We start from the raw sequence: 23,574 nt of genomic DNA on the forward strand, positions 1-23,574 counted from the left end.
GCGTCCGGAGAATCGTAGGGAATGTTTGGACATGACATCCTCCGCACAGGCTCTTCCTGCATCGGAACCTCTTATCATCGCGGAAAGTGATGAGGTTCGCTCAGGGTCGCGCTTTCTGAAGCCTGTGGAGATTGTCGCCTCCGGTCTGCTGGTCGCCATCGTCGCGCTTCTGTTGGCGGGCGTGACCTCCCGCTATGTCTTCTCGCTTTCCGTCGTATGGATCGACGAAGTTGCGTCGATCTGTTTTCTGTGGCTCGCGATGCTGGGATCTGCCATCGCGCTCGACCGCAACGAGCACCTCAGGCTGACATTGTTCCTGCACAAGATGCCTGAACGGCTTCAGGGCTTCCTGCAGGCCTTTGCTCTCCTGGTGATCGCGACCTTCCTTCTCTGCCTGATGGTGCCGGCTTTCGATTACGCGCTGGAGGAATGGTACATCACGTCCCCCGCGCTGAACATCCCGAACACCTTCCGCGTGGCGGCTATTCCCTTCGGCATGGTCGCGATGTTGGGCATCGTGACAGCCTATGCGCTGAAAGGCTCAGAATGGCGCGACCTCGCCGTCGCGGCTCTCCTGATCGTTGGGGTCGCCGCTGCGCTCTGGTTCTTATCGCCTTCTTTTGTGAGAATGGGCAACGCCAAAATCCTGCTGTTCCTGGTTGTGTTCGTGGCGGCCTGCCTAGTCGCCGGGGTGCCCATCGCCTTCTGCTTCGGCATCGGCACATTGAGCTATCTGGCGTTTGCCACCCAGGTTCCGACCTTCGTCATGATCGGGCGGATGGACGAAGGCATGTCCGGCATCATCCTTCTGTCGGTTCCGATCTTCGTTCTCTTGGGGTGCATTCTCGATGCGACCGGGATGGGCAAGGCCATCGTCGATTTTCTGGCCTCGCTCCTCGGCCATGTGCGCGCGGGCATGTCGTACGTGCTGCTCGGCTCGCTCTTCGTGGTGTCCGGCATCTCTGGCTCCAAGGTCTCCGACATGGCCACCGTCGCGCCGGCGCTCTTCCCCGAGATGAAGCGGCGTGGTCACAGCCCGCGTGAGATGATCGCGCTTCTCGCGACCGGTGCCGCCATGGCCGACACCGTTCCGCCCAGCATCGTCCTGATCGTCCTGGGATCCGTCGCGGGCGTATCGATTGCGGGTCTTTTCACCAGTGGCTTCGTCGTCGCCATGGTTCTCCTTGCCGTGCTGGCGATTTTAGCGCGGTGGAAGTGCCGCCACGAGAGCATGGAGGGTGTTCGCCGCGCGCCGGCGTCCCTGATCGGCCGCACGCTTCTCGTTGCGGCTCCTGCGCTGGTCCTGCCGTTCCTCATCCGCAGCACCGTCGCCGGAGGTGTCGCGACCGCTACCGAAGTGTCGACCATCGCGGTCATCTACGCTCTGTTCGTGGGTATTGTTCTCTATGGGGGCATCGGCTGGCGCAAACTCTACGGGATGCTGGTCGAGACCGCGGCGCTCACTGGGTCGATCCTGCTGATCCTCGGCACCGCTCTTGCCATGGCGTGGGCGATCACCCAGGCGGGGGTCGCTCAGGGTCTCGCGTCTGTTATGACCGGCCTACCTGGAGGCTGGATCGGCTTCATGGCCGTGACCATCGTGGTCTTCATGATTCTGGGCTGCGTGCTCGAAGGGCTTCCCGCCATCGTCCTGATGGCTCCGCTGATGTTTCCCATCGCGAAGAGCCTCGGGATCAACGACATCCACTATTCGATGGTCATCGTTACGGCGATGAACATCGGCCTGATGACGCCACCCATCGGCATCGGCTTCTATCTGGCCTGCAAGATCGGCAATGTTTCGCCGGACGAGGCCATCGGGGCAATCTGGCCCTACCTCGTGGCGCTCATCGTCGGTCTGGTAATCATCGCCACTGTACCGTGGATTTCGACGGCTTTCCTCTGATGACAGCCTCAACATCGCGAGGCGATCATTCAAGCCGTTCGGCAAAAAGGAAAGTCGCCCGATGGCACACCCTGTCACAATCTGTCTTTGGAAACACCATAGATGACTGCATCCATTCAGGTGTCCTCCGGGGGCGTTCTTCCCGTGTCCCGACGGGTCATGAACCTGGCCAACTTCCTGCACCAAGCGGCCCGGCGCCATGGCGGGGAAATCGGTTTTGTCTGGGGCGAGGCGACTTGGACCTGGGCAGAGCTTAAGCAGCGTGTCAATGCCATGGCAACTGCATTGGCTGCAAAGGGAATAGGGAAGGGCAATCGCGTGCTGGTGCAGTCCAAGAACTGCAACCAGATGTTCGAGTCCATGTTTGCCTGCTTCCAGATCGGGGCCGTCTGGGTGCCGGCGAATTTTCGTCAAACCCCGGATGAGGTTGCCTATCTCGCCCAGTCGAGCGGCGCCTCGGCCCTGATATGCCATCGCGACTTCTCGGACCATGCAGCAGTCGTACGTGAGGCTGCTCCCGCAATTCGCTTCGTGATTTCCATCGGAGAATCGGCGTTTGGCGAGGATTATGATGCACTCGTCGCGCGGCACTCGGGCGTGAGCGCGCCAATGGCATCGGTTGAGCACGATGATCCCTGCTGGTTCTTTTTCACGTCCGGCACTACCGGGCGCCCGAAAGCCGCCGTCCTGACCCACGGTCAGATGGCCTTCGTGGTGACGAACCACCTCTGCGATCTGATGCCCGGGACGACGCATCAGGACGCGTCTCTCGTGGTCGCGCCGCTGTCGCACGGCGCCGGCGTTCACCAGCTCACGCAAGTGGCGCGGGGAGCCAAGACCGTGATGCTCTCGAGCGAGCGATTCGACATCGACGAGGCCTGGAGGCTCGTGGAGCAGTGGCGGATCACGAATCTCTTCACCGTTCCCACCATCGTGAAGCTGCTGACCGAGCACCCTTCCGTGGATGCGTACGACCATTCATCCCTCCGCTACGTGATCTATGCTGGTGCTCCCATGTACCGGGAGGACCAGAAGCATGCGCTCAGGAAGCTCGGGAAGGTGCTTGTCCAGTATTTCGGGCTGGGCGAGGTGACCGGAAACATCACCGTGCTGCCGCCGGCCCTTCATGAACCGGATGATGGTCCTGATGTAAAGATCGGAACCTGCGGCTACGAGCGGACGGGCATGCAGGTCTCGATTCAGGACGAGTTGGGACGGGAGCTTGCCCCCGGCGAGACAGGAGAGATCTGTGTCTGCGGACCGGCTGTATTCGCCGGCTACTACGACAACCCCGAGGCCAATGCGAAGGCATTCCGGGATGGCTGGTTCCGAACGGGCGATCTGGGGCACGTGGATGAGGAAGGCTATCTCTACATTACCGGCCGTGCCTCCGACATGTATATCTCGGGCGGCTCGAACGTCTATCCGCGCGAGATCGAGGAGAAGATCCTCACGCATCCTGCCATCGCCGAAGTCGCCGTCCTTGGAGTGCCGGACAGAACATGGGGCGAGGTGGGCGTGGCCGTCTGCGTACGGCGACCGCAGGCGGATGTGAGCGAGAGCGAACTCCTGGCCTGGATGGAAGGCAAGGTCGCCCGCTACAAGCTCCCGAAGCAGGTGTTCTTCTGGGATGCCCTGCCGCGATCCGCCTACGGCAAGATCACCAAGAAGGACATTCGGTCGGAGCTCGAGAAGCGCGGTTGTCTGCCACTGGTCCAACCGATTCGCGGTGCGACCTGACATGAAGGACCAGGCCCAGATGGGTCGCGCCTGAGGAGAGAGAACCATGGCTCAGCAGCAGACTGTGCTCGTGACCGGGGGAGCCTCCGGTATAGGGCTAGCAGTGGTAGAAGCCATTCTCGCGGAAGGCTGGCGGGCTATCGTGGCGGATCTCGACCATAAGAACCTTGATCGCTGCAGGGAAGTCCTCTCACCATCCAACAACCGGGTGCGCTTCGAGCGGATGAACGTCGCCGACGAGGACGACGTCGTCCGCACCATCGCGACCTGCGAGGCGGAGTTTGGACCGATCACAGGAATCGTCAATTCGGCTGGGATTGGTCGGGATGTGCCCGCCCTCGACACGGATGTCGATCTCTTTCGGAAGATGCTGGAGGTGAATTTGATCGGCAGTTTCGTAGTGGCCCGCGATGCGGCGAAGCTGATGCGGGAGCGGGGAGGCGGTTCCATCGTCAACATTGCGTCCGTCTCCGGTGTCATGGGCAACAAGGGGCGTGTGGCCTACGGCGCCTCGAAGGGCGCCGTCATCACCATGACCAAAGTCATGGCGGTGGAACTGGCTTCCTTTGGGATCCGCGTGAACGCCATCGCCCCCGGGCCGATCGAAACCCCCTTGGTTCAGGAGGTCCATACGCCGGATGTGCGTGCAGCCTGGATGATCACGGTGCCACAGCGCCGCTACGGATCGCCGGACGAGATCGCCGGAACAGCCGTTTTCTTGCTGGATTCGCGAAAGTCCAGCTACATCACCGGGCAGACGATCTGCGTCGATGGTGGGTTCTCGATCGCGGGTATTCTCAACCCCGCACCGAACCCATCAGCATCCCTCCACAGCGGGCAGGGGTGAGGTCAAGATGGGGGCGCGTCTCAAAGACAAGGTTGCCATCGTGTTCGGAGCCGGATCCTCCGGGCTTGGCTGGGGCAACGGAAAGGCCGCGGCGGTTGCCTATGCACGGGAAGGAGCAAGGGTCGCCTGCATCGATCTCGTCCAGGCTGCAGCCGAGGAAACCGCGGCCATCATCGGCAAGGAAGGGGGCAGCGCCGTGGCATTGTCCGCTGACGTCACGGAGTTGATCTCAATCAACGATGCGGTCGAGCGAACGATTGCAGAATTCGGCAGGATCGACATCCTTCACAACAATGTCGGCATGACCCATATGGGCGGGCCCGTCGAACTGAGCGAGGAACAGTTCACTGCGGCCTTGGACCTGAATATAGGGCCTGTGTACCGGACGTCCAAGGCGGTCATTCCGTACATGCTGCGCCAGGGCGGAGGGGCGATCGTCAACATATCGTCACTCGCGGCGATACGCTGGACCGGTTATCCCTACTTCGCCTATTCTGCCGCCAAGGCGGCGGTCAACCAGGCCACCGTCGCCATTGCTATGCAATATGCTCGTCAGGGCATTCGGGCCAATTGCATCATGCCTGGGCTTATCGATACGCCTCTGATCTACAAGCAGATTTCCGGGCAGTATGCCTCTGTCGAGGAGATGGTGGCCGCACGCAGCGCGGCCGTGCCGCTCGGGACAATGGGCACCGCCTGGGACATCGCGAATGCGGCGGTTTTCCTGGCCTCCGACGAAGCCAGGTTCATCACCGGTGTATGCCTGCCGGTGGACGGCGGCCAAAGCTGCGCCGTGTCTGAACTTCACTGACGATCTGCCCAGAGGTTGATGATGGCATCTAGGATAATCCAGCACCCGGGTCCGATTTCTCCCGAGCGTACAAGTGTCGTTGCCGGTGAGGTCATCCCGTTGCAGTTCACCCTTGAGCCGGGTCAGGCTGTCGATGCAGCCATCGCGAAGGGGTTCGCCGAGTTCGGGTGCGTCGGCGGTTTCGTGGAATTCAAGGGCGGACGCTGCGAGCCGTTCGAGTTTGTCATGCCGGCGGCCTCACCGGATGCTCTTCATGCGGCTTGGTACAGCGAAACATTCGTGCCCGCAGGCATCGTCGACATCGATCGCGCCTGTGCGATCGTCGGCTGGCGCGATGGCAGGCTGTTCATTCACTGCCACGGGATCTGGAACTCCCGTGAAGGCCGCCGGATGGGTCATATGCTCGGGCCGCACTCGATCGTCGCGGAACCGATTACCGTCGTGGGAATCGGATCGCGAACCGCAGCGTTCAAGGCTTTGCCCGATCCCGAGACGAACTTCACCTTGTTCGAGCCGCTATCGATCTCCGAAGAGACGAAAAGACCTTCAGGCCCTTATGTCCTGTTGGCGAGGGTTCGGCCGAATGAGGACATCAGCCTCGCCATCGAGGCCATCTGCGCAGAGCACCGAATCATTACCGCTCATGTCTATGGAATCGGCAGCCTGAACGAGGTGCGCTTTACCGATGGAACCCGCGTCGAATCTCATGCCACCGAGGTTCTCATTAGAAAGGGCAGGGTGACTAACGTCAGCGACCTGCCGCGCGCAAGTCTCGATATCGATGTGGTCGACATGCAGGGCAGGATCTTCGACGGTGAGATCGTGCGCGGCGACAATCCGGTCTGTGTCACCTTCGAATTGGTCATCGAGCCAACATCGACCTGATACGCCCGTCGGCTCGACTTAATCGATGCCTCTACCCGGCGGGCTCCGCGGACTTCGGCTCTCGGCCTGTCCGTTCCGCATAGGCTCTTGCCAGGACGGCGCAGACCAGAAGCTGAATCTGATGAAACAGCATCAGGGGCAGGATGATCGCCCCAATCATGCTGGCTGGAAAGAGAATGCTCGCGATCGGAACGCCGCTGCCGAGGCTCTTCTTGGAGCCGCAGAACACGATGGCGACCTCATCCCGGGTTGAAAACCCGAGCAGCCGGCTCGCCGTAGTCGTGATGAAGAGAACTACAGCAAGGAGGACGCAACTGAGAACAACAAGGAGGATCATATCCCTCGGCTCCAGCTGATGCCACAGGCCCTCTATGGCGGCTTCGCCGAAAGCGTAGTAGACGATCAGAAGGATCGCGCCGCGATCCACGATCCCTGTGAGCATCCGGCGTCTCTCCACCCATTGTCCGATCCACGGGCGCATGAGATGTCCCAAGAGGAACGGGACGAGGATCTGCAGCACGATCTCGCCGATTGCCTCGAACGACACCCCTCCCTGCGTCTGCATGAAGAACCCCATGAGGAGGGGCGTGAGAAAGACGCCTAGGACATTTGAGGCCGATGCGCTGCACACCGCTGCCGCGACATTCCCGCCAGCGATGGACGTGAAGGTAATCGAAGATTGAATCGTGGATGGGAGAAAGCAAAGGTAGAGTATGCCGAGTGCAATCCCTGGCGCGAGATACGACTGCAGATAGGTCTTGGTGAGCAACCCGAGGATCGGGAACAGGATGAAGGTTGCGGCGAACACCATAAGGTGAAGACGCCAGTGGATTGCCCCTTGGATGATGGCCTTTCTTGAAAGCCGAGCTCCTTGAAGAAAGAACAGGAGCGCGATTGAACCGACGATCACCATCTTGAGGATGGGCGCTGCGCCACCCGTCGCAGGCAAAACCGTCGCCAGGATCGCCGTCGCCACGAGGGCGATGGTGAATCGGTCGGGGCGCAAAAGGGAGAGAAAGGCCATTGATCACGTGCTCCGGGTGCGGCTCATTCGGACCGATGCCCGAAGAAGCGTGCATCCTGATCTCGACGCAGCCTCATCAGCGCCGATGTCGTCGGCAGCTCGAGATCGCTCATTCGGATTTCCTGCCCCTTGGAGATCGGAGCCGCAAGCCGGCAATCGGCCGCAAGATAGAATGGGGCGGGCAACGTGGCCGTGAGAGGCCCGGCAGGCCGGAACTCGGCAGTCACCCCAGAAATGGTATGATGATGTCCGCCCATGGAAAGAACCGTGCCGGCCCGAAGGTCCTCGGTCGCTACGGCAATCAGGTCGTAGCGCGGCTTGTAGTCCGAGCCGTAGCCGGAGGTCTGATGGATGGCGGCGTCGAGAATGCTGGTGGCGGCCTCGAGCCCGAGTAGATGGCGCGGCAGGAAGACCATGGCGTTCGCACCCGTCCGGCTGACGATATGCCCCTTCTGGGCCAGCATGTCCCAGCTCTTCGGATCGTCGCAGCGAATGACCACGAAGACGCCGCCGGCGAAGCTGATCTCGTCGGGCTTGCGCAGACAGTGGAACACATCAAGGCGACGATCGCCCGAGAGGATGCCCCCATCGTCCCGCTGGGAGAAGATGGTCGGGACCTCGTTGATCCGCACTAGTGGCGCGTGGAGATCGAAACGGTCGGGCTGCAGTCCGGTGGCGTTGGCAACGACCATGAGTTCGCAGAGATCCGGCACGGCGCGCTGCGGGAAACCGGCAATGGCCCTGTCCCTGGCGCCCAGAATCTCGCCGACGTCCCGCTCGCCGAGAGACCAATGGCCTTCCAGATCCACGTTCTCCGCGGAGCGCTCGCTGCTGGTCAGGCGGCGGGACGAGGGATCGAAGACGAAGTCGTATTCGCTGGACTTGCCGGCCATGATGATGTGGAAGCCCATGACTTCGGCCCAAGTGGCGAGGCCGATAAGCAGGCTCGGCTGATCACCGTCTACGGTCGTGACGATGCGGCCACGTTCGGCGGCAAGAGCCTTGAGGCCGGGCCCGACAACGCAGTCGAGTTCCTTCGTGACAAGCGCAAGATGCTTCTCGGCTTCAACCGCGAGCAGGGCGTGGCGGGCGGCCGCTTGCGGCTGGCCGGTCGCTTCGACGACCACATCGAAGGGCAGCTCCGATACGAGCGCGAGGTCATTCGTCGCGATATAGTCGCCGCGCTCCCACGCGGTTCTGGCATCGCGGGCCGACTCGCACACCTGGATTTTTCGAGGGTCGACGCCCGCCGACTTCAGCCCCGATGCGGCGCCCTCGGCGGTGAGATCGACGGCAATCCGGGCATTTATCAAAGGGACGCGTTGGGCCTGGGCGAGAAAGCTCTGGCCGAAGCCGCCTGTGCCGACGACGCAGGTCTCCACGGGGCGGTCCGCCTTGGCGTAGTAATCGTGATAGTTCATCGCGCATCTCTCCCCATCCGGTGGATGGTCGCCACCGGTTACTGTGCCGCCAAATGGATCGTTCTTTTGGGCCTCAGGCCTACCGAAGCATGGTCCAAGCCTTCAGGAAGAAGTCGGGAGTTCCGAAATTGCCTGACTTAAGGGCAAGGGCGAGATCGATCCCCGCCAACGATCGGGTCCACGGGACGCCGGGGTCGATCTCGGGCCCGATCGCAAGCGCATCGACGTCAAGGGCGTTCACGACGGCCCCGGAGGTCTCGCCGCCGGCCACGATGAGGCGAGCGAAGCCCAGGTCGGGCAGCGCTTTCGCAATCTCGGCAAGGGTTTTCTCGACGATCTCCCCCGCATTCATGCGACCGAGCTTGCCTTGAACCGCTTGAACCTCCTCAGGGGCTGCCGTGGAGTAGATTAGGACCGGTCCGCTCGCAGGCTGCGTCTTGAGCCAGTCGAGAGCCGTCTGCGCCGTCATGGCTCCTGAGGCGAGTTCCATGGCATCGAGCCGGAGAGCAGGCATTCCCGCCTCGATGGCTGCTTTGACCTGACCTCTCGTTGCACTTGAGCACGATCCGGCCAGGATGATGCTGCGGCCGGTGGGGGCATCGAACCCCGTCGATGGGGAGGGCACGGTCGAAGGATCGCCCTGCCGGTAGGCCGCAGGCAATCCCATGGCGACGCCTGAGCCACCGGTCATGAGAGGGAAGTTGGCGGCCGCGAGGCCGATGGCGCGAAGATGCGCATCATTCAGCGCATCGACGATCACGATTTGATGCCCGGCTGCCTTTTCACGGTCGAAGGCGGAACGAATGGCCTCCGGCCCTGCTTCTACATCCTCAAAGGCAACGAGCCCGATTGAGCGCTTCGTCTGCCGTTGCAGCACCCGCACGAGATTGGAATCGCGCATGGGTGTCAGCGGATGGTCCTTCATGCTGCTTTCATGCAGCGGAACGCCGTTCACGAAGAGGTGGCCCTTGTAGACCGTGCGCCCATTAGCCGGAAATGCCGGGCAGGCGAGGGTGAAGGCGCTGTCCGTGAAGGTCAGAAGGGCATCCGTGACCGGCCCGATATTGCCCTCGTCGGTGGAGTCGAAGGTGGAGCAATACTTGAAGAACAGATGCCGCGCCCCGGCTTTCTTCAGGGCCTCCGCTGCGGTCAAGGACTGATCGACGGCATCCTGGGCTGGAATGGTCCTGGATTTCAGCGCGACAACCACGGCATCCGCGCCCGACAGGTCGAGATCCGCGCGTGGCACGCCGATCGTCTGGACGGTCCGAAGCCCTTCGCGGGCCAGCATGAGGGCAAGGTCGGTCGCTCCGGTCAAATCGTCGGCGATGCATCCGAGCTTCATGCTGACGCTCCACTGGCGTTCGAGGTTCGCTCTTCTGACCAGGCCGCAAGCCAGCCGAGGCCATCCTCCGTGCGGCCGCGAGGCTTGTACTCGGCGCCGATCCAGCCGCCATACCCCAGGCCGTCGAGAGATCGGCAGATATAGCGGTAGTCGATCTCGCCTTCATCTGGCTCGGCACGGCTCGGGACGGCGGCAATCTGCACATGACCGATCAGATCGAGATGATCCTTGAGACGCCGCGTGAGATCTCCCTGCATGATCTGAGTGTGATAGCAGTCGAACATGATCTTCACGTTCCGGCGGCCGACTTGGTCGATGATCGATGCGGCCTGCTCTATGGTGTGAAGGAAATATCCCGGCCTGTCCCTGTGATTGATCGGCTCGATAAGGACTGTCATGCCGGCCTGAGTGGCCATGTCGGCGGCAAGCCTAAGGTTCGCCACGAAGGCGCGCTCGGCGGCTGAAGCGGCATGCGGCGAAACCAGACCGGACATGCAGTGAACGGCCGTTGCGCCGATGGCATGTCCGTAGGAAACGGCTTGGCCTATGGCGTGCTCGAACTCGCCCTCGCGTCCCGGCAAGGCTGCGAGCCCGAAATCGCCGGCTGCCGCGTTCCCGACCGGCGTGTTCAATCCCAGCATGGTGACCTGGCTGCGGCTTAGGGCGCTGCGCATCTCAGCGGCAGGCACTTGATAAGGCCAGTGCATCTCGACGGCTCTGAAGCCTGCTGCGGCCGCAGCCTCGATCCGTTCAATTTCAGAGAACTCGGTGAACAAGAAGCCTAGATTGGCCGAGAAGGGGGGCATCGGTTCATCCGCACTTATGTGAAGGGTGATGAGGTGTCGAGCAGCATTCCCGAGTGCTGTCAGGCGCGTCTTCTGTGATCGCCTCGTCCAGATGGAAACGGGTCACGAGATCCCGAACCTGCGCCCGAGTCAGCAGGCGCGGGTTGAGCCCATGGAGGAGTAGGCGCAGCTTCGCAGTCTCTTCCAGTTCCTCGGTGGCATAGACGGCAGCTTCCAGATCCTTGCCAGCCACCACAGGGCCGTGATTGGCCAGAAGAACGGCGCTATATCGCCCTGCAAGTCCACGGATCGCGTCCGCCACGGCGGGGTCCCCTGGCCGATAATACGGAACGAGAGCCGTGCGCCCGACCCGCATGACGTAATAAGCCGTCATGGGCGGAAGAGCATTGGCCGGGTCGACATCCGGCAACATCGAGACCGCTACGGAATGGGTGGAATGCAGGTGGACGATCGCACCCGCATCCCCGCGCGTCGCATACAACGCTGTGTGGAGCGGCAATTCCTTCGTCGGCGCATCGCCCGAGATGAGAAGGCCTTCGGCATCGAGCTTGCTCAAGCGAGCGGGATCGAGAAACCCGAGGGAACTGTTCGTCGGCGTCGTCAGCCAGCCCCCGTCGCTCAAGCGAGCCGAGATGTTGCCGGAAGACCCGGCAGTCAGGCCGCGTTCGAACAGGGAACGCCCGAAAAGGCAGATCGCTTCACGAAGTCGGCTCTCATGGCTCATGTCGAGGCCTTTGGGAAAAAGGAACCAAATGGCAGCAGATTTCAGATCGCGTTCCTGACGCGCTCCCAGGTTTTTTCCATATGGGCGGTCAGGATCTTCGACAGGCGATCGGCATCGCGCGCCTCTAGGGCTTCGATCATCTCAATGTGATCGGCCACGGCACCGGCCCATTTTTCGGGTCCCTCGTTGCCGATGTAGCGAATGCGCTTCAGACGGGCCTGCAGAACGCTGTGAACCGAGACCAGGGCCTCGTTCTTGGAGAGGCGGAGAATGGCCGAATGGATGCTCTGGTTCAGCTTGAAATACGGCAGGCGGTCGCGCTTCTCATACATGTCCATCATGCGGTCATGGAGCTGACGAACTTCCCGGATTTCGGCGTCGGAGGCGTGCTCACAGGCCAGCCGTCCTGCAAGTCCCTCAAGATTGCCCAGTACGATCAGGCTATCGCGGACATCCTTCGCACTGAACTGGCGGACAACCGCTCCTCGTCCGGGTGACAGTTCCAGCAAGCCCTCGCTCACGAGAAACTTGAGGGCTTCCCGTAAGGGTGTGCGGGAAACGCCGAGCATCTTACCGAGGTTGCCTTCATGAAGCCGGGTGCCCGGAGTGAGTTCGCCCTCAATGATCATGTCGCGCACACGCGCCACGATGGCATCGTGGAGAGTGGGGCGGACGATCGGACCACGCGAATCGAGATCGTCAACCAGCAGGGCAGCGCCCTCAGATGCCATGGCTCGTTCCATCCTTTGCCGTTGTCTCACAAATCCTGACGGGTCTTGATCATTCTATACAGCCATTTCCTGTGTCTGCGCAAACAAAATTCTGTATGCAGCATACTTGTGTACGATCTACGTGGCTGCTAATGTCCTTGCGTTATCCGGAGAAGAGGTTGCTGTGAGCGCTCAATCGTTGCCGACCCCGTCAGAAAAGCCGACCGTCGCGTTTGCGATGGGCGATCCAGCAGGCATCAGCCCGGAACTGGCTGCCAAACTCATCGCATCCGATGAGTTCCGCTCCGGCGCGGACCTCGTGACCTTCGGCGACCTTCGCATCCTGGAGCAGGGAGCCAACGTCGCTGGTGTTGGGGTGGATGTGGAGCTTGTTGAGTCCGAGGACGCGATTCCGGATCGCCCGACCCGCCCGGTTTTCATCAATCTCAAGAACCTCAGCCCCGATCAGGTCGTCCCTGCCACGGCCACGCTCGAGGGCGGCCTGTTCGCGACCGAGAATTTCCGGCGCGCCCTGCTGCTGGCCCAGGCGGGCCGCGCGGATGCCGTGTTCTTCACGCCGTTCAACAAGAAGGCGATGCGCCTGGCCTATGAGGGTTACGACGACGAGATCCGCTTCGTGCGCGACGTTCTCAAGACATCGGTGGCGGCGAGCGAGTTCAACGTCCTGGGACAGACCTGGAACGCGCGCGTCACATCGCACATCCCGCTGTCGCAGGTGGCCTCGGCCATTTCCGAGAAATCGATCCTGCGGTCGCTGACGCTGGCCGATCAGTGCATGCGCGCCGCAGGCTTCAATCCGCCACGCATCGCAGTCGCCGGCCTTAATCCGCATGCGGGCGACGGCGGCAATTTCGGCACCGAGGAAATCGACATCATCGAGCCGGCCGTCCGCCAGGCACAGTCCAGGGGCTTTACCGTGGAAGGACCGTTCCCCTCGGATACAGTCTTCCTGCGTGCCAAGAACGGTGATTTCGACGCGGTTCTCACCATGTACCACGATCAGGGTCAGATCGCGATGAAGCTGATGGGCTTCGACCGCGGCGTGACGTTGATCGGCGGTTTCGAGTTCCCGATCTGCACGCCCGCCCATGGCACGGCCTATGAAATCGCCGGTCGCGGCATCGCGAACCTCGGCGCCAGCCGCGAGGCGCTATCCCTTGGTATCCGCATGGGCGCCGAGGTGCGGGCCCGCCGCTCTGACGAGCAGCCCAGATTGGCGGCCGCCAGCTCCTAAACAGCCAGTTCGAAGAACCGACGCCATCGGTTGACAATACTCACAGGGAGGAAGAACGATGCTTAAGAAGACTTCATGGTTGGTCGCTACCGCCGTCGCGATGACATTCGGCGGCGTGGCGCAGGCGGATTGGAAGCCAACCAAGCCGGTCGAGTTCGTTGTGACATCTGCCCCTGGCGGCGGCACGGACAACTTCGCGCGCATCGTGCAGTCGATCGTCTCGAAGCACAAGCTGATGGAGCAGCCCATCGTCGTCACCAACAAGGGGGGCGGCAGCGGCGCGGAAGGCTTCATCTACGCGAAGGTCGCCGCCGGCGACAGCCACAAGCTCACCTTCGGCACGAACAACGCCTATCTTCTGCCGTACGTCGCGAAACTGGCCTACAAGCCCGATGAGCTGACTCCCGTGGCAGCCATGGCCCTCGACGAGTTCCTGCTCTGGGTCAAGGCCGACGCTCCCTACAAGGACGCCAAGAGCTACATCGAGGCAGTCAAGGCGAAGCCTGACACGTTCAAGATGGGCGGTAGCCAGTCCAAGGATACGGACCAGACCCTTACAAGCCTGATCCAGGACGCAACGGGCGCCAAGTTCATCTACGTTCCGTTCCAGGGCGGCGGCGCGGCCGGTGTGCAGCTTGCCGGCGGCCACATCGACTCGAACACCAACAATCCGAACGAGAATGCGGGTCAGTGGAAGGCCGGAGCGATCACGCCGCTCTGCGTGTTCAGCCCGACGCGCCTGCAGGGTGGGGTTAAGGTGACGGCCACCATGGGCTGGTCGGACATTCCGACCTGCAAGGAAGCGGGCATTCCGATCGACCAGTTCCAGATGCCGCGCACCGTATGGCTGCCGGGCGGAGTTTCCCCCGACGCCGTGGCGTTCTACGCCGATGTGCTCAAGAAGGTGAGCGAGACGCCCGAGTGGAAGGAATACATCGAGCGCACATCTCAGACCGACCGGTTCCTGGCTGGCCAGGATCTGAAGGCCTTCATCGCCTCGGATGACGCCAAGAACCGCAAGGTCTTCGAGCAGGAAGGCTGGGTCGTCCGCTGATCGTGACAACCTCAGGGCTGGCGGAGAAAAGCTCCGCCAGCCCTCAATATTGCAAGAATCATCAGACCGGGACGAACGCCATGATTTCTCGTTACACGGCTGAGATCGGGACCGCGACACTCACTGCAGGCCTAGGCCTTGCCGCGGTGATTGGCGCTCTCGAGTTCGGCATCGGATGGGGAGATGCCGGGCCTGAGCCGGGCGCATTTCCGTTCTATATCGGTCTTCTGGTGATCGCAGCCAGCATTGGCGTCCTGGTCCAAGCGACCGTCGGTCGACAGGGATTGCAGTCGATCTTCCTTCACAAGGAAGAGGCCAAGCGTGTGGCATCGTTCTTCCTGCCGATGCTCGCCTTCGTGGTGGTGGCGCGTCTTCTCGGCCTTTACGTGGCGACCGCGCTTTATCTCGCATTCGTTATGTGGGCGCAGGGCAAGTATCGCCTCGTCATATCGATGGCTTCGGGCATTGTCGCGGCCGTAATCTTCTATTTCGTTCTTGAAGTCGCGTTCCAGGTTCCGCTCCTGAAGGGGCCGCTCGAAGCCGCTCTGGGCCTCTATTAAGCTCCAATCCTGACGGAGACAGGTCGTGGAAAATTTCGCATCACTCCTTCATGGTTTTGGCGTCGCGCTGACGACCTACCACGTCATGCTGATGATGGTCGGCGTTCTCTTGGGCATTCTCGTCGGCGTTCTGCCGGGCCTCGGTGCCCCCAACGGCGTTTCCCTGCTGCTTCCGCTGACCTTCACCATGGATCCGGTTGCGGCGATCATCCTGCTCACCAGCATGTATTGGGGAGCGCTCTTCGGCGGATCGACCACCTCGATTCTGTTCAACATCCCCGGTGAGCCGTCATCCGTCGCAACGACGTTCGACGGATATCCCATGGCCCGGCAGGGACACGCGACGCAGGCGCTGACGCTGGCCTTCCTGTCTGCTGGATTCGGCGCTCTGGTGGGCGTGATCCTGATCACCGTGCTGTCGAGCTGGGTGGCGAAGTTCGCCCTTCGTTTCAGCTCGCCGGAATACTTCGCCGTGTATTTCCTGGCATTCGCCAGCTTCATCGGGCTTGGCGCCGCATCGCCGTTCAAGACTGTCGTCTCGATGGGCCTCGGCTTCGCTTTCGCGGCTGTCGGCATGGACACGGTCTCGGGAGGCCTGCGACTCACCTACGGGTTCAATGAGCTTTTGTCCGGCATCAGCTTCCTCATCGCCGTCATCGGCCTCTTCGGCATCGGCGAACTCATGCTGACTATGGAGGAGGGGCTGCGCTTCGACGGCATCCGAGCGCGGGTCAAGATACGCGATGTTCTCAAGACGGTCGCGACCCTGCCGCGCTACTGGGTGACGCTCCTGCGCAGCAGCGCCATCGGGTGCTGGATGGGCATCACGCCCGGCGGGCCCACTGCGGCCTCCTTCATGAGCTATGGTCTCGCCAAGCGCCTGTCCCGCCGCAAGGGCGGATTCGGTCAGGGCGAGCCGGAGGGCGTCGTGGCGCCTGAGACGGCCGATCACGCCGCCGGAAGCAGCGCTATCCTGCCCATGCTCGCCCTCGGCGTTCCCGGTTCTGCGACCGCAGCCGTCATGATGGGTGGCCTGATGATCTGGGGTCTCAATCCGGGACCGATGCTGTTCATCGAGCGGCCGGATTTCGTCTGGGGTCTGATCGCCAGCATGTATCTCGGCAACATCGTGGCCGTGCTCATGGTGCTTGCCACCATTCCGCTCTTCGCCTCGATCCTTCGGATCCCCTTCGCCATCATCGGCCCTGTGATCGTGGTCGTGTGCTTCATCGGCGCCTACACGGTTGCGGGCCGTCCGTTCGACCTCTGGCTGGCGCTCGCCTTCGGCGTGGTGGGATATCTGTTCAAGAAGCTGGATTACCCGATCGCGCCGCTCGTTCTGGCGATGGTGCTCGGCGACAAAGCGGAAGACGCTTTCCGCCAGTCCATGATCATGTCGCGAGGCTCACTGTCGATCTTCTGGTCGAACGGGCTAGTGGCGACGCTCATGCTGATCGGTATCGCGCTTGCCCTTGGACCGCTCCTGAGCACCATGCTCGGTCGCCTGATGAAGCCCAAGGCGTCTTCCGCAGTTGCCTGAGCCTGATGATGTTCAATAGGCCTGCTCGACACCAGAGCGGGTCGTCATGGAGGAGTTTCCAGTGACCGCATCCACTTCGGTCAACGTGGCGTTCCTTGGCATCGGCCTCATGGGCTCGCGCCAAGCGAAACGACTGCTCGATGCCGGCTATCCGTTGACAGTTTGGAACCGTTCACGGGAAAAGGCAGAGGCGCTTTCGGGGTTTGGTGCTCGCGTCGTGGATACGGCGTCCGAGGCGGCGAGGGATGCTGACGTCGTCATCCTCATGCTGGAGAACGGCAAGATCGTGACCGATGTGGTCTTCTCGCAGGATGTGGCCGGAGCATTGAAGCCGGGCGCCATTCTGGTCGATATGAGCTCCATCAAGCCGGCCGAGGCCCAGGAGCACTCCAAGCATCTTGCGGAGCGCGGTGTCCACCACATCGACGCACCCGTTTCCGGTGGAACCACTGGCGCGGAGCAGGGCACCCTGGCCATCATGGCCGGCGGCGAGGCTGAGATCTTCGGCCGGGTCGAGCCGATCCTGAAGATCATGGGCAGGCCCGTACATGTGGGGCCGCACGGAGCAGGGCAGCTCGCGAAGCTTGCCAATCAGATTATCGTCGGCGTGACCATCGGAGCCGTGGCCGAGGCGCTTCTGCTGGCCCAGCGCGGAGGGGCCGATCCCGCGAAGGTTCGTGAAGCGCTTCGCGGCGGATTCGCCGAAAGCCGCATCCTCGAACTGCACGGTCAGCGCATGGTCAGGCGCGATTTCATCACCAAGGGCCGCTCCGTGACCCATCTCAAGGATCTCGACAATGCCCTGGATGCAGCAGGGCGGATCGATCTTGATGCTCTGCCCTACACCGCACTGACAGCGGATCTCTTCCGAGGCCTGATCGAGCACGCAGGCGATCTCGATCACAGCGGACTTCTCATCGAACTCGAACGGCGCAATGCATTGGTGCCTTCGACCGATTCTTGATCAAGTCGCTGGGACACATTTGCCTCAAGGGCGGTGAACATCTCCCTGGCCAGCAAGAGATCCCTGGAGAAGAGGGCGGCTCCGCTCCAGAAGCTCCGAGAGTCGAGGAGAGCCCAGGCGCCCTCCGAAATGCTCGCATTTCATGGCGGCCGCAACATTGGCCAGCTGAACCATCTGCGACAGACCCCAGTCGTTGACCAGCCCATAGACATAGGTCCCGTGCCAGACATCGCCGGCATTCAGCGTGTCGATGGCACGGATAGAGATTGATGGGAACTCATGAATCGTCCCGCCTGCTGAGGCTTCACGCTGCCAAATCAACGCCCCTGAGGCGCCGAGCGTCACGCCTACGACATCTGCGTCAAGGCTCGCTGCAACCTTCATCAATGCGTTCTTGGGAGCAGTGTTGGCAGTGAGAGAGAGCAGGGCAGGCTCGGAAAACAGAACGTGGTCTGCAAGGGTGATCATTTCGCGAAGCGCGTCAGGTGGTGCGACATCGGCATCAAGGATCGTAGGGACGCCCCAACGCCGTGCTTCGGCGAGCAACGCCTTCGCGCCTTCGAGCCATCGCATGTCGACGAGAACGGCAGCCGCAGTCGCGACCTCGTGGAGTGGGAGCCAGCTCGGGTCCGGATCGAGCGACGGATCGGTGTATGGCACCACCAGCCTTTCCCCGACGCTGTCGACGAGGATGGTGGAAAAGGCGGTTCGGGCGCCGGGAATCCGGCGGATGCGGTCGGTGCGGACGGCTTCCAGGGTCAGGTCGTGCAGGAAGCTGTCACCGGTCGGATCATCGCCGATGCGTGCCCAGATCTCGACGCTTCCCCCAAGGCGCGCGATGGTGGCGGCGGCGGCCGTCGCCATACCGGAAGCCGTCTGAACGGCCCTTTCCGGCAGGATCTTACCGTGGCTCGGAATTCGGTCAACTTTGAAGATGGTGTCCCAGAAGGCGCACCCAAGACAGATCACCGGCTTCTGGTTCATTGCTTATTCGAGCCTGAGTGCCCGTGCCCGAGCGTTCATGATATGGGCGACGGCAGCTTCCACGGCGGCTGAGGTATCCCGTCGCCTCATGGCCGCGACAATGGCGAGGTGTTCCCGCATCACCGGGATCACGAGATCTTCGTCGAGGCTCGTTTCACTCTGACGAATGAGGCGGACCTTGATCCAGTTCACCCGGTAGGCCTTCGAGATGATGTCGTTGTTGAGTTCGTCGATGACCGCTTCGTGGAACTCCCGGTCGACCTGCTGAGCCTCGACGACGAGTCCGTCCGTCAAGCCGTTTTGTGCCGACGACACGATCGACTGATGCGCGGCTTCCATCCGGGCGATTGCGGCATCGCTGGCCGATTGAGTGAAGGATGCGATCGCTTCCCGCTCGAGGATCAACCGAAACTGGAATGCGTTGCGGATCAACGCGATGTCCAGGGGCAGGATCTGCAATCCGCGCTGGGGTACGGTGACGATCAACCCTTCCGCTTCAAGCCGCGGGATCAACTCGCGGATGGCCCCGAGAGGTTGCCCGGTAAGGGCCACCAGTTCCCGCTGGGTGACGAACTGGCCAGGCTTGATCTCGCTTCGCAGCAGTTGTTCAGTGAAGACGTCGTAAGCCCGCTCGCGCAGCTTGATTTCCGAGCGCGGGGCTTGGCGAGCCATGCTCATGCGACGGCCTTGATCACTTCGCCGAATGGTTCGAGCAATGAAACGGCTCGCACCGTGCTCTGCTCGTCCAGGGACGGGAGCGGAGGCCTGGCAAGGACCCAGACCGGGTCTTTGCGCACGTGAGCCACGAGCGCCTTCACCATGGGAACCACAGGATGGCGGCCGATCTCCTGGACCAGGTCGACGATACGAGAGTCGTCTCGACCGTTCTCAGCCAGGGCGGTGATCGCCTCCGGCACAATATTGGCAATGCCGCAGATCGACCCAGCCGCACCCGCAGCACACGCCCGGCCGAGATAGGTTTCGTCACCGACAAGGATGTCGAGCTCTGGAAAAGCTTTGATCAGTGCGAACGTCGCCTCGGCGTCACCGGCGCTGTCTTTGACGCCTCTGATTGCGCCCGGATAGCGATCCTTCAGGCGCGATATGACTGTGTGGGACAGGGGCACGCCGGTCATGCCCGGGATGTGGTAGAGGATGATGTCGCGAAGACCACTGCCGACTGCATCGAACACGGCCGCGTACCAGCCGAACACGGCGTCGTCCGGGGCAGGGCGGAAGTAGAAGGGCGGAGCGAGCAGGACCGCATGGGCACCACGACGCAAAGCTCGGCTCGTGCTGGCGGCAGCTTCCTCCGGCGAACAGGCGATCACGCCTTCCACCAATTTTTCAGCTGGGGTCCCGAGGTTCACTATCGCATTCGCGACGCGCTCGCGTTCATTGGCACCGATGGAAGGGCCTTCTCCGGTTGTGCCGAAGAGTGTCGCCGTGCGACAGCCGCGAGCCAAGCAATCCTTGGCATGGGCGGCCAAGCGATGAACATCGACCTTCCCATTCACGAACGGGGTGACGAGAGCGGGACTGATGCCGAAGCTGAGTGACAAGGGAGCCTCCGGTGGCAGCTTTGGCGCGCGGCCGAGTAACTGCTGTGTTGACACTAACATGTTACATGGTGCTTAATCGGTTGCAAGCCCTGAAATGAGTCCGAACGGACCGCTACACTGAAACACGGAGGAAAAGGCCATGGCTGCAGCAGGCGGATCGGTTACGCGTCGTACATTTCTTGCAAGCACGGCGGCGGCTGCCGCATACGGTCTCGGCGGCGTGGTGCCCGCCTTTGCAGAGGTGCACTGGAAGAAATACGCCGGCACGAAAATCGGCGTGAACCTCATCAAAAGTCCGCGTGGCGAGGTTCTGCAGAAGTACGAGAAGGAATTTACCGACCTGACGGGCATTCAGGTTTCGTCCGAGCAGACGCCGGAGCAGCAGCAGCGGCAGAAGGCAGTGATCGAGCTGAACTCGGGGAGTCCAAGCTTCGACGTTATCCATATCAGCTATCACGTCCAGAAGCGTCAGTTCGAGAAGGCCAATTGGCTCGCGGACTTGAGCGCATTTATGAAGAATCCGGACTTGACTGAGGCGAGCCTTACCGAGAGCGACTTCTCCCAGGCCGGCCTGCTGTATGCGAAGAACCCGCAGGGCCAAATGCTGTCGCTGCCGTTCTCGGTCGATTACTGGATGGTGTACTGGAACAAGGATCTCTTCGCGAAGAAGGGCCTCGCCTATCCGCAAACCTTCGACGAGATGGTAAAGGCCGCGGAGGCACTGACGGATGCGAAGGAGGGCACTTACGGCTTTGTCGCACGAGGACTGAAGAACGCCAATGTACCCGTCTGGACGAGCTTCCTGCTCGGCCACGGTGTCGATCCCGTTGACGCCAACGGCAACTTGATGACGGATTCCCCGGAAGCCATCGAGGCTGCGAGACTCTACCAGCGCCTGTTGACGAAGACCGCGCCGACCGGCGTTGCCGGATTCAATTGGTCGGAATGCCAGTCGGCCTTCCTGCAGGGCAAGATCGGCATGTGGCTCGACGGCGTCGGCTTTGCGCCTCCGCTGGAAGATCCGGAGAAGTCACGAGTCGTCGGCAAGGTCGGCTACGGTGTCATGCCGCGCGGACCGAAAGCGCAGGCCTCGGCGACGTTCGGCGACGGCATCGGGGTCACTGCGGCCAGCAAGAACAAGGAGGCCGCCTATCTCTATTGCCAGTGGGCTGTCTCGAAGCTGATGGGCGCACGCCTTCTGCAGGCCGGTGGCGGCGTGCCGTTCCGCCAGTCGATCCTCAACGACCCGGAGGCCCGCAAGGGCGTGAAGATGCCGCCGGCCTGGATCGACGCGGTGGTAGAATCCGGCAAGATCAGCAAGCTTGGTCTACCCGTCATCCAGCCGGTGACCGAGTTCCGAGACGTCATCGGCATCGGCCTGACCAATCTCCTGGGAGGAGGGGACCCGGCTGCCGAGATGAAGAAGGCGACCGAACAGTTCAAGCCCATCCTCGAGCGCAGCGAGAAGGCTTGATGCGATCCGCATGTGAAACGATCGGCATGGTGGAGCATGCCCATGACCACCATCGCTGAACGCCAAGTCGCCTCCGTGACGGAGGCGGCGCCCGCCACAGGCGCCGGCCCGAAAAGTGCTTATTGGCCCTTCGTCGTTCCCGCCGTGGCTGTGGTGGGATCGGTGATCGTGTTCCCGTGGGTTTTCACGATCTGGATGAGCCTGCACGAATGGACGGTCGGTGGAGCCCGACGCTTCGCCGGCCTGTCCAACTACTTGCGCCTTGCGTCGGACGAGCGCTTCCTGACCTCCGTGGGTCATACGCTTGTCTATACGTTTCTGGCCGTGATCCTGCCGCTGGTCTTCGGCACTCTGGCGGCTCTCATCTTCAACTCGCGTCTGCCGTTCCGGGGCATCCTGCGCGGTGTGTTCGTCATGCCCATGATGGCGACGCCCGTGGCCGTCGCCCTAGTCTGGACCATGATGTTTCATCCGCAGTTGGGAGTCCTAAATTATCTTCTGTCCTTGGTCGGCATCGGACCTCAGGCCTGGGTCTTCAATCCTGCGACGGTGATCCCGTCGCTGGTTCTGGTCGAGACTTGGCAATGGACTCCGCTCGTCATGCTGATCGTCCTGGGTGGGCTCGCAGCCATTCCAATGGAGCCTTATGAGAGCGCTGCCATCGACGGGGCAACTGTCCTACAGCGGTTCCGTTACATCACGCTGCCGATGATTGCCCCATTCCTGATGGTTGCCGTGATTATCAGGACCATCGATGCCCTGAAGAGCTTCGACATCATCTATGCGATCACCCAGGGCGGGCCTGGAACGGCGTCGGAAACGATCAATCTCTATCTCTACAGCGTCGCCTTCGCCTATTACGATGTCGGCTATGGATCAGCGATCGCGGTCGTGTTCTTCGCCATCGTGATCGCCCTGTCACTCCTTATGCTCCATCTTCGTCAGCGCACGAAGTGGACTGACGTTCAGGGATGAGCATGAATCTTCGAAAAGCCGCCCATTCCGTCGGTCTGCTATTCGCCGGCTTCGTGCTGGTGTCGCCGGCGGTCCTATTCTTCCTCTGGATGATTTCTCTTTCGTTGAAGTTCGAAGTCGACAACGCCGCTTACCCGCCGATTTTGATCCCCGAGAGATTCGCCTGGAAGAATTATACGGGCGTGTTCGAATCGAACCGCTTCGGCCTCTTTTTCCTCAACAGCCTGATCGTGACCGGCGCTGCGACCGGGCTCGCCCTCCTGATAGGTGTGCCTGCCGGCTATGGTATCGCGCGCATGAAGGCGACAAAGGCCGCTGTGGTCGTGCTCATCGCCCGCATGACTCCAGGCCTGTCATATCTGATTCCGCTCTTCCTGCTCTTCCAATGGCTGGGGCTGATGGGAACGCTGCTGCCGCAGATCATCGCTCACCTCGTGATCACGGTCCCGATCGTGATCTGGATCATGATCGGCTACTTCGAGACGACCCCGCTCGAGCTCGAAGAAGCCGCTGTCATCGACGGGGCCAACCGCTGGGACGTGTTTCGTCACATTGCCTTGCCGATCGCGAAGCCGGGGATCACGGTCGCCTTCATCCTGGCGGTGATTTTTTCCTGGAACAACTTTGTGTTCGGCGTCGTTCTTGCCGGCCGAGAAACCCGAACTCTGCCGGTCGCCGTCTACAACATGCTGTCCTTCGAGCAGTTGAGTTGGGGCCCATTGGCGGCGGCGGCCCTGATCGTCACCTTGCCGGTTCTTATCCTGACCATCGTGGCTCAGCGTCAGATCGTGGCTGGTCTCACAGCCGGAGCTGTGAAGGGCGGCTAAGGCTGTGTTTCGGCTGCTGTGAGGTGTTGGAGGCTCTGACGCAACGAAGCCCCCTTGGTTTTCGCCTTGGGGGCTTTTGACTGTTGTTTGGTTGCGGGGACAGGATTTGAACCTGTGACCTTCAGGTTATGAGCCTGACGAGCTACCGGGCTGCTCCACC

The 23,574-nt window shown here is 61.7% G+C and carries 22 protein-coding genes; 13 read left to right on the plus strand and 9 right to left on the minus strand.

Annotated elements, in window-relative coordinates; translation table 11 throughout:
* Positions 1-31 precede the first annotated feature (31 nt).
* The 5 genes from VB672_RS12995 (at position 32) to VB672_RS13015 (ending at position 6,189) form a co-directional block, all read left to right on the plus strand.
* Complete coding sequence (locus VB672_RS12995; RefSeq protein WP_329784609.1) at positions 32-1,906, plus strand: TRAP transporter large permease; 1,875 nt, start codon at positions 32-34, stop codon at positions 1,904-1,906.
* Between the two features lie 102 nt (positions 1,907-2,008).
* Entirely contained in the window at positions 2,009-3,646 is a 1,638-nt protein-coding gene (locus tag VB672_RS13000; RefSeq protein WP_329784610.1) for an acyl-CoA synthetase, read from the plus strand.
* 46 nt (positions 3,647-3,692) lie between these two features.
* Positions 3,693-4,493, plus strand: a complete 801-nt coding sequence (locus VB672_RS13005; RefSeq protein WP_329784611.1) for an SDR family NAD(P)-dependent oxidoreductase — start codon at positions 3,693-3,695, stop codon at positions 4,491-4,493.
* 7 nt (positions 4,494-4,500) lie between these two features.
* A complete protein-coding gene (locus VB672_RS13010; protein ID WP_329784612.1) occupies positions 4,501-5,304 on the plus strand; it encodes an SDR family NAD(P)-dependent oxidoreductase in 804 nt (267 codons plus the stop codon).
* Positions 5,305-5,325: 21 nt separating this feature from the next.
* On the plus strand, positions 5,326-6,189 hold the full coding sequence (locus tag VB672_RS13015; protein WP_329784613.1) for a PCC domain-containing protein: 864 nt from the start codon (positions 5,326-5,328) through the stop codon (positions 6,187-6,189).
* Between the two features lie 31 nt (positions 6,190-6,220).
* Here VB672_RS13015 and VB672_RS13020 read toward each other — a convergent pair whose 3' ends face one another.
* The 6 genes from VB672_RS13020 to VB672_RS13045 all read right to left on the minus strand — a co-directional run bounded on the left by VB672_RS13020 (position 6,221) and on the right by VB672_RS13045 (position 12,240).
* Entirely contained in the window at positions 6,221-7,213 is a 993-nt protein-coding gene (locus VB672_RS13020) for a bile acid:sodium symporter family protein (protein WP_329784614.1), read from the minus strand.
* 23 nt (positions 7,214-7,236) lie between these two features.
* On the minus strand, positions 7,237-8,634 hold the full coding sequence (locus VB672_RS13025) for an NAD(P)H-dependent oxidoreductase (RefSeq protein WP_329784615.1): 1,398 nt from the start codon (positions 8,632-8,634) through the stop codon (positions 7,237-7,239).
* Between the two features lie 79 nt (positions 8,635-8,713).
* Positions 8,714-9,979 carry a 3-oxo-tetronate kinase gene (otnK, locus tag VB672_RS13030; RefSeq protein ID WP_329784616.1) on the minus strand — a complete coding sequence of 422 codons (1,266 nt, stop codon included), beginning with the start codon at positions 9,977-9,979 and terminating at the stop codon, positions 8,714-8,716.
* Positions 9,976-10,785, minus strand: coding sequence for a hydroxypyruvate isomerase family protein (locus VB672_RS13035; protein ID WP_329784617.1), 810 nt, complete (start codon positions 10,783-10,785; stop codon positions 9,976-9,978). Before VB672_RS13035 ends, otnK begins: the two co-directional genes overlap by 4 nt.
* A gap of 4 nt (positions 10,786-10,789) precedes the next feature.
* The gene (gene otnC, locus VB672_RS13040; RefSeq protein WP_329784618.1) at positions 10,790-11,509 is read right to left on the minus strand and encodes a 3-oxo-tetronate 4-phosphate decarboxylase; all 720 of its coding nucleotides are present in this window, start codon (positions 11,507-11,509) and stop codon (positions 10,790-10,792) included.
* A gap of 41 nt (positions 11,510-11,550) precedes the next feature.
* On the minus strand, positions 11,551-12,240 hold the full coding sequence (locus tag VB672_RS13045) for a GntR family transcriptional regulator (protein WP_329784619.1): 690 nt from the start codon (positions 12,238-12,240) through the stop codon (positions 11,551-11,553).
* 217 nt (positions 12,241-12,457) lie between these two features.
* Between VB672_RS13045 and VB672_RS13050 the strand changes: the two genes are divergently transcribed.
* From VB672_RS13050 to VB672_RS13070, 5 genes are all read left to right on the plus strand, one after another.
* Positions 12,458-13,474, plus strand: a complete 1,017-nt coding sequence (locus tag VB672_RS13050; protein ID WP_329784638.1) for a 4-hydroxythreonine-4-phosphate dehydrogenase PdxA — start codon at positions 12,458-12,460, stop codon at positions 13,472-13,474.
* Between the two features lie 58 nt (positions 13,475-13,532).
* The gene (locus tag VB672_RS13055) at positions 13,533-14,528 is read left to right on the plus strand and encodes a Bug family tripartite tricarboxylate transporter substrate binding protein (RefSeq protein ID WP_329784620.1); all 996 of its coding nucleotides are present in this window, start codon (positions 13,533-13,535) and stop codon (positions 14,526-14,528) included.
* Positions 14,529-14,608: 80 nt separating this feature from the next.
* The gene (locus tag VB672_RS13060) at positions 14,609-15,088 is read left to right on the plus strand and encodes a tripartite tricarboxylate transporter TctB family protein (RefSeq protein WP_329784621.1); all 480 of its coding nucleotides are present in this window, start codon (positions 14,609-14,611) and stop codon (positions 15,086-15,088) included.
* A gap of 25 nt (positions 15,089-15,113) precedes the next feature.
* The gene (locus tag VB672_RS13065; RefSeq protein ID WP_329784622.1) at positions 15,114-16,628 is read left to right on the plus strand and encodes a tripartite tricarboxylate transporter permease; all 1,515 of its coding nucleotides are present in this window, start codon (positions 15,114-15,116) and stop codon (positions 16,626-16,628) included.
* A gap of 61 nt (positions 16,629-16,689) precedes the next feature.
* Positions 16,690-17,592, plus strand: a complete 903-nt coding sequence (locus tag VB672_RS13070) for an NAD(P)-dependent oxidoreductase (RefSeq protein WP_329784623.1) — start codon at positions 16,690-16,692, stop codon at positions 17,590-17,592.
* Between the two features lie 24 nt (positions 17,593-17,616).
* Here the strand turns inward: VB672_RS13070 and VB672_RS13075 are convergent, their stop codons facing one another.
* Genes VB672_RS13075 through VB672_RS13085 form a run of 3 tightly spaced genes read right to left on the minus strand, consistent with a single transcriptional unit; the run spans position 17,617 to position 20,138 of the window.
* Positions 17,617-18,576, minus strand: a complete 960-nt coding sequence (locus VB672_RS13075; protein ID WP_329784624.1) for a PfkB family carbohydrate kinase — start codon at positions 18,574-18,576, stop codon at positions 17,617-17,619.
* A 3-nt stretch (positions 18,577-18,579) separates the two neighbouring features.
* Positions 18,580-19,254: a GntR family transcriptional regulator gene (locus VB672_RS13080; protein ID WP_329784625.1), complete on the minus strand. Its 675-nt coding sequence runs from the start codon at positions 19,252-19,254 to the stop codon at positions 18,580-18,582.
* Positions 19,251-20,138 (minus strand): dihydrodipicolinate synthase family protein, encoded by an 888-nt coding sequence (locus VB672_RS13085; RefSeq protein WP_329784626.1) that lies wholly within the window; start codon positions 20,136-20,138, stop codon positions 19,251-19,253. The genes VB672_RS13080 and VB672_RS13085 overlap by 4 nt, the downstream gene beginning before the upstream one ends.
* A 139-nt stretch (positions 20,139-20,277) precedes the next feature.
* On the opposite strand from VB672_RS13085, the gene VB672_RS13090 reads away from it, so the two are divergent.
* Genes VB672_RS13090 through VB672_RS13100 form a run of 3 tightly spaced genes read left to right on the plus strand, consistent with a single transcriptional unit; the run spans position 20,278 to position 23,414 of the window.
* Positions 20,278-21,612: an ABC transporter substrate-binding protein gene (locus VB672_RS13090; RefSeq protein ID WP_329784627.1), complete on the plus strand. Its 1,335-nt coding sequence runs from the start codon at positions 20,278-20,280 to the stop codon at positions 21,610-21,612.
* 42 nt (positions 21,613-21,654) lie between these two features.
* Positions 21,655-22,587, plus strand: a complete 933-nt coding sequence (locus tag VB672_RS13095; protein ID WP_329784628.1) for a carbohydrate ABC transporter permease — start codon at positions 21,655-21,657, stop codon at positions 22,585-22,587.
* Between the two features lie 2 nt (positions 22,588-22,589).
* The gene (locus VB672_RS13100; RefSeq protein WP_329784629.1) at positions 22,590-23,414 is read left to right on the plus strand and encodes a carbohydrate ABC transporter permease; all 825 of its coding nucleotides are present in this window, start codon (positions 22,590-22,592) and stop codon (positions 23,412-23,414) included.
* Positions 23,415-23,574: the final 160 nt, after the last annotated feature.

The organism is Microvirga sp. CF3016 (assembly GCF_036314085.1).
GTDB lineage: Bacteria > Pseudomonadota > Alphaproteobacteria > Rhizobiales > Beijerinckiaceae > Microvirga.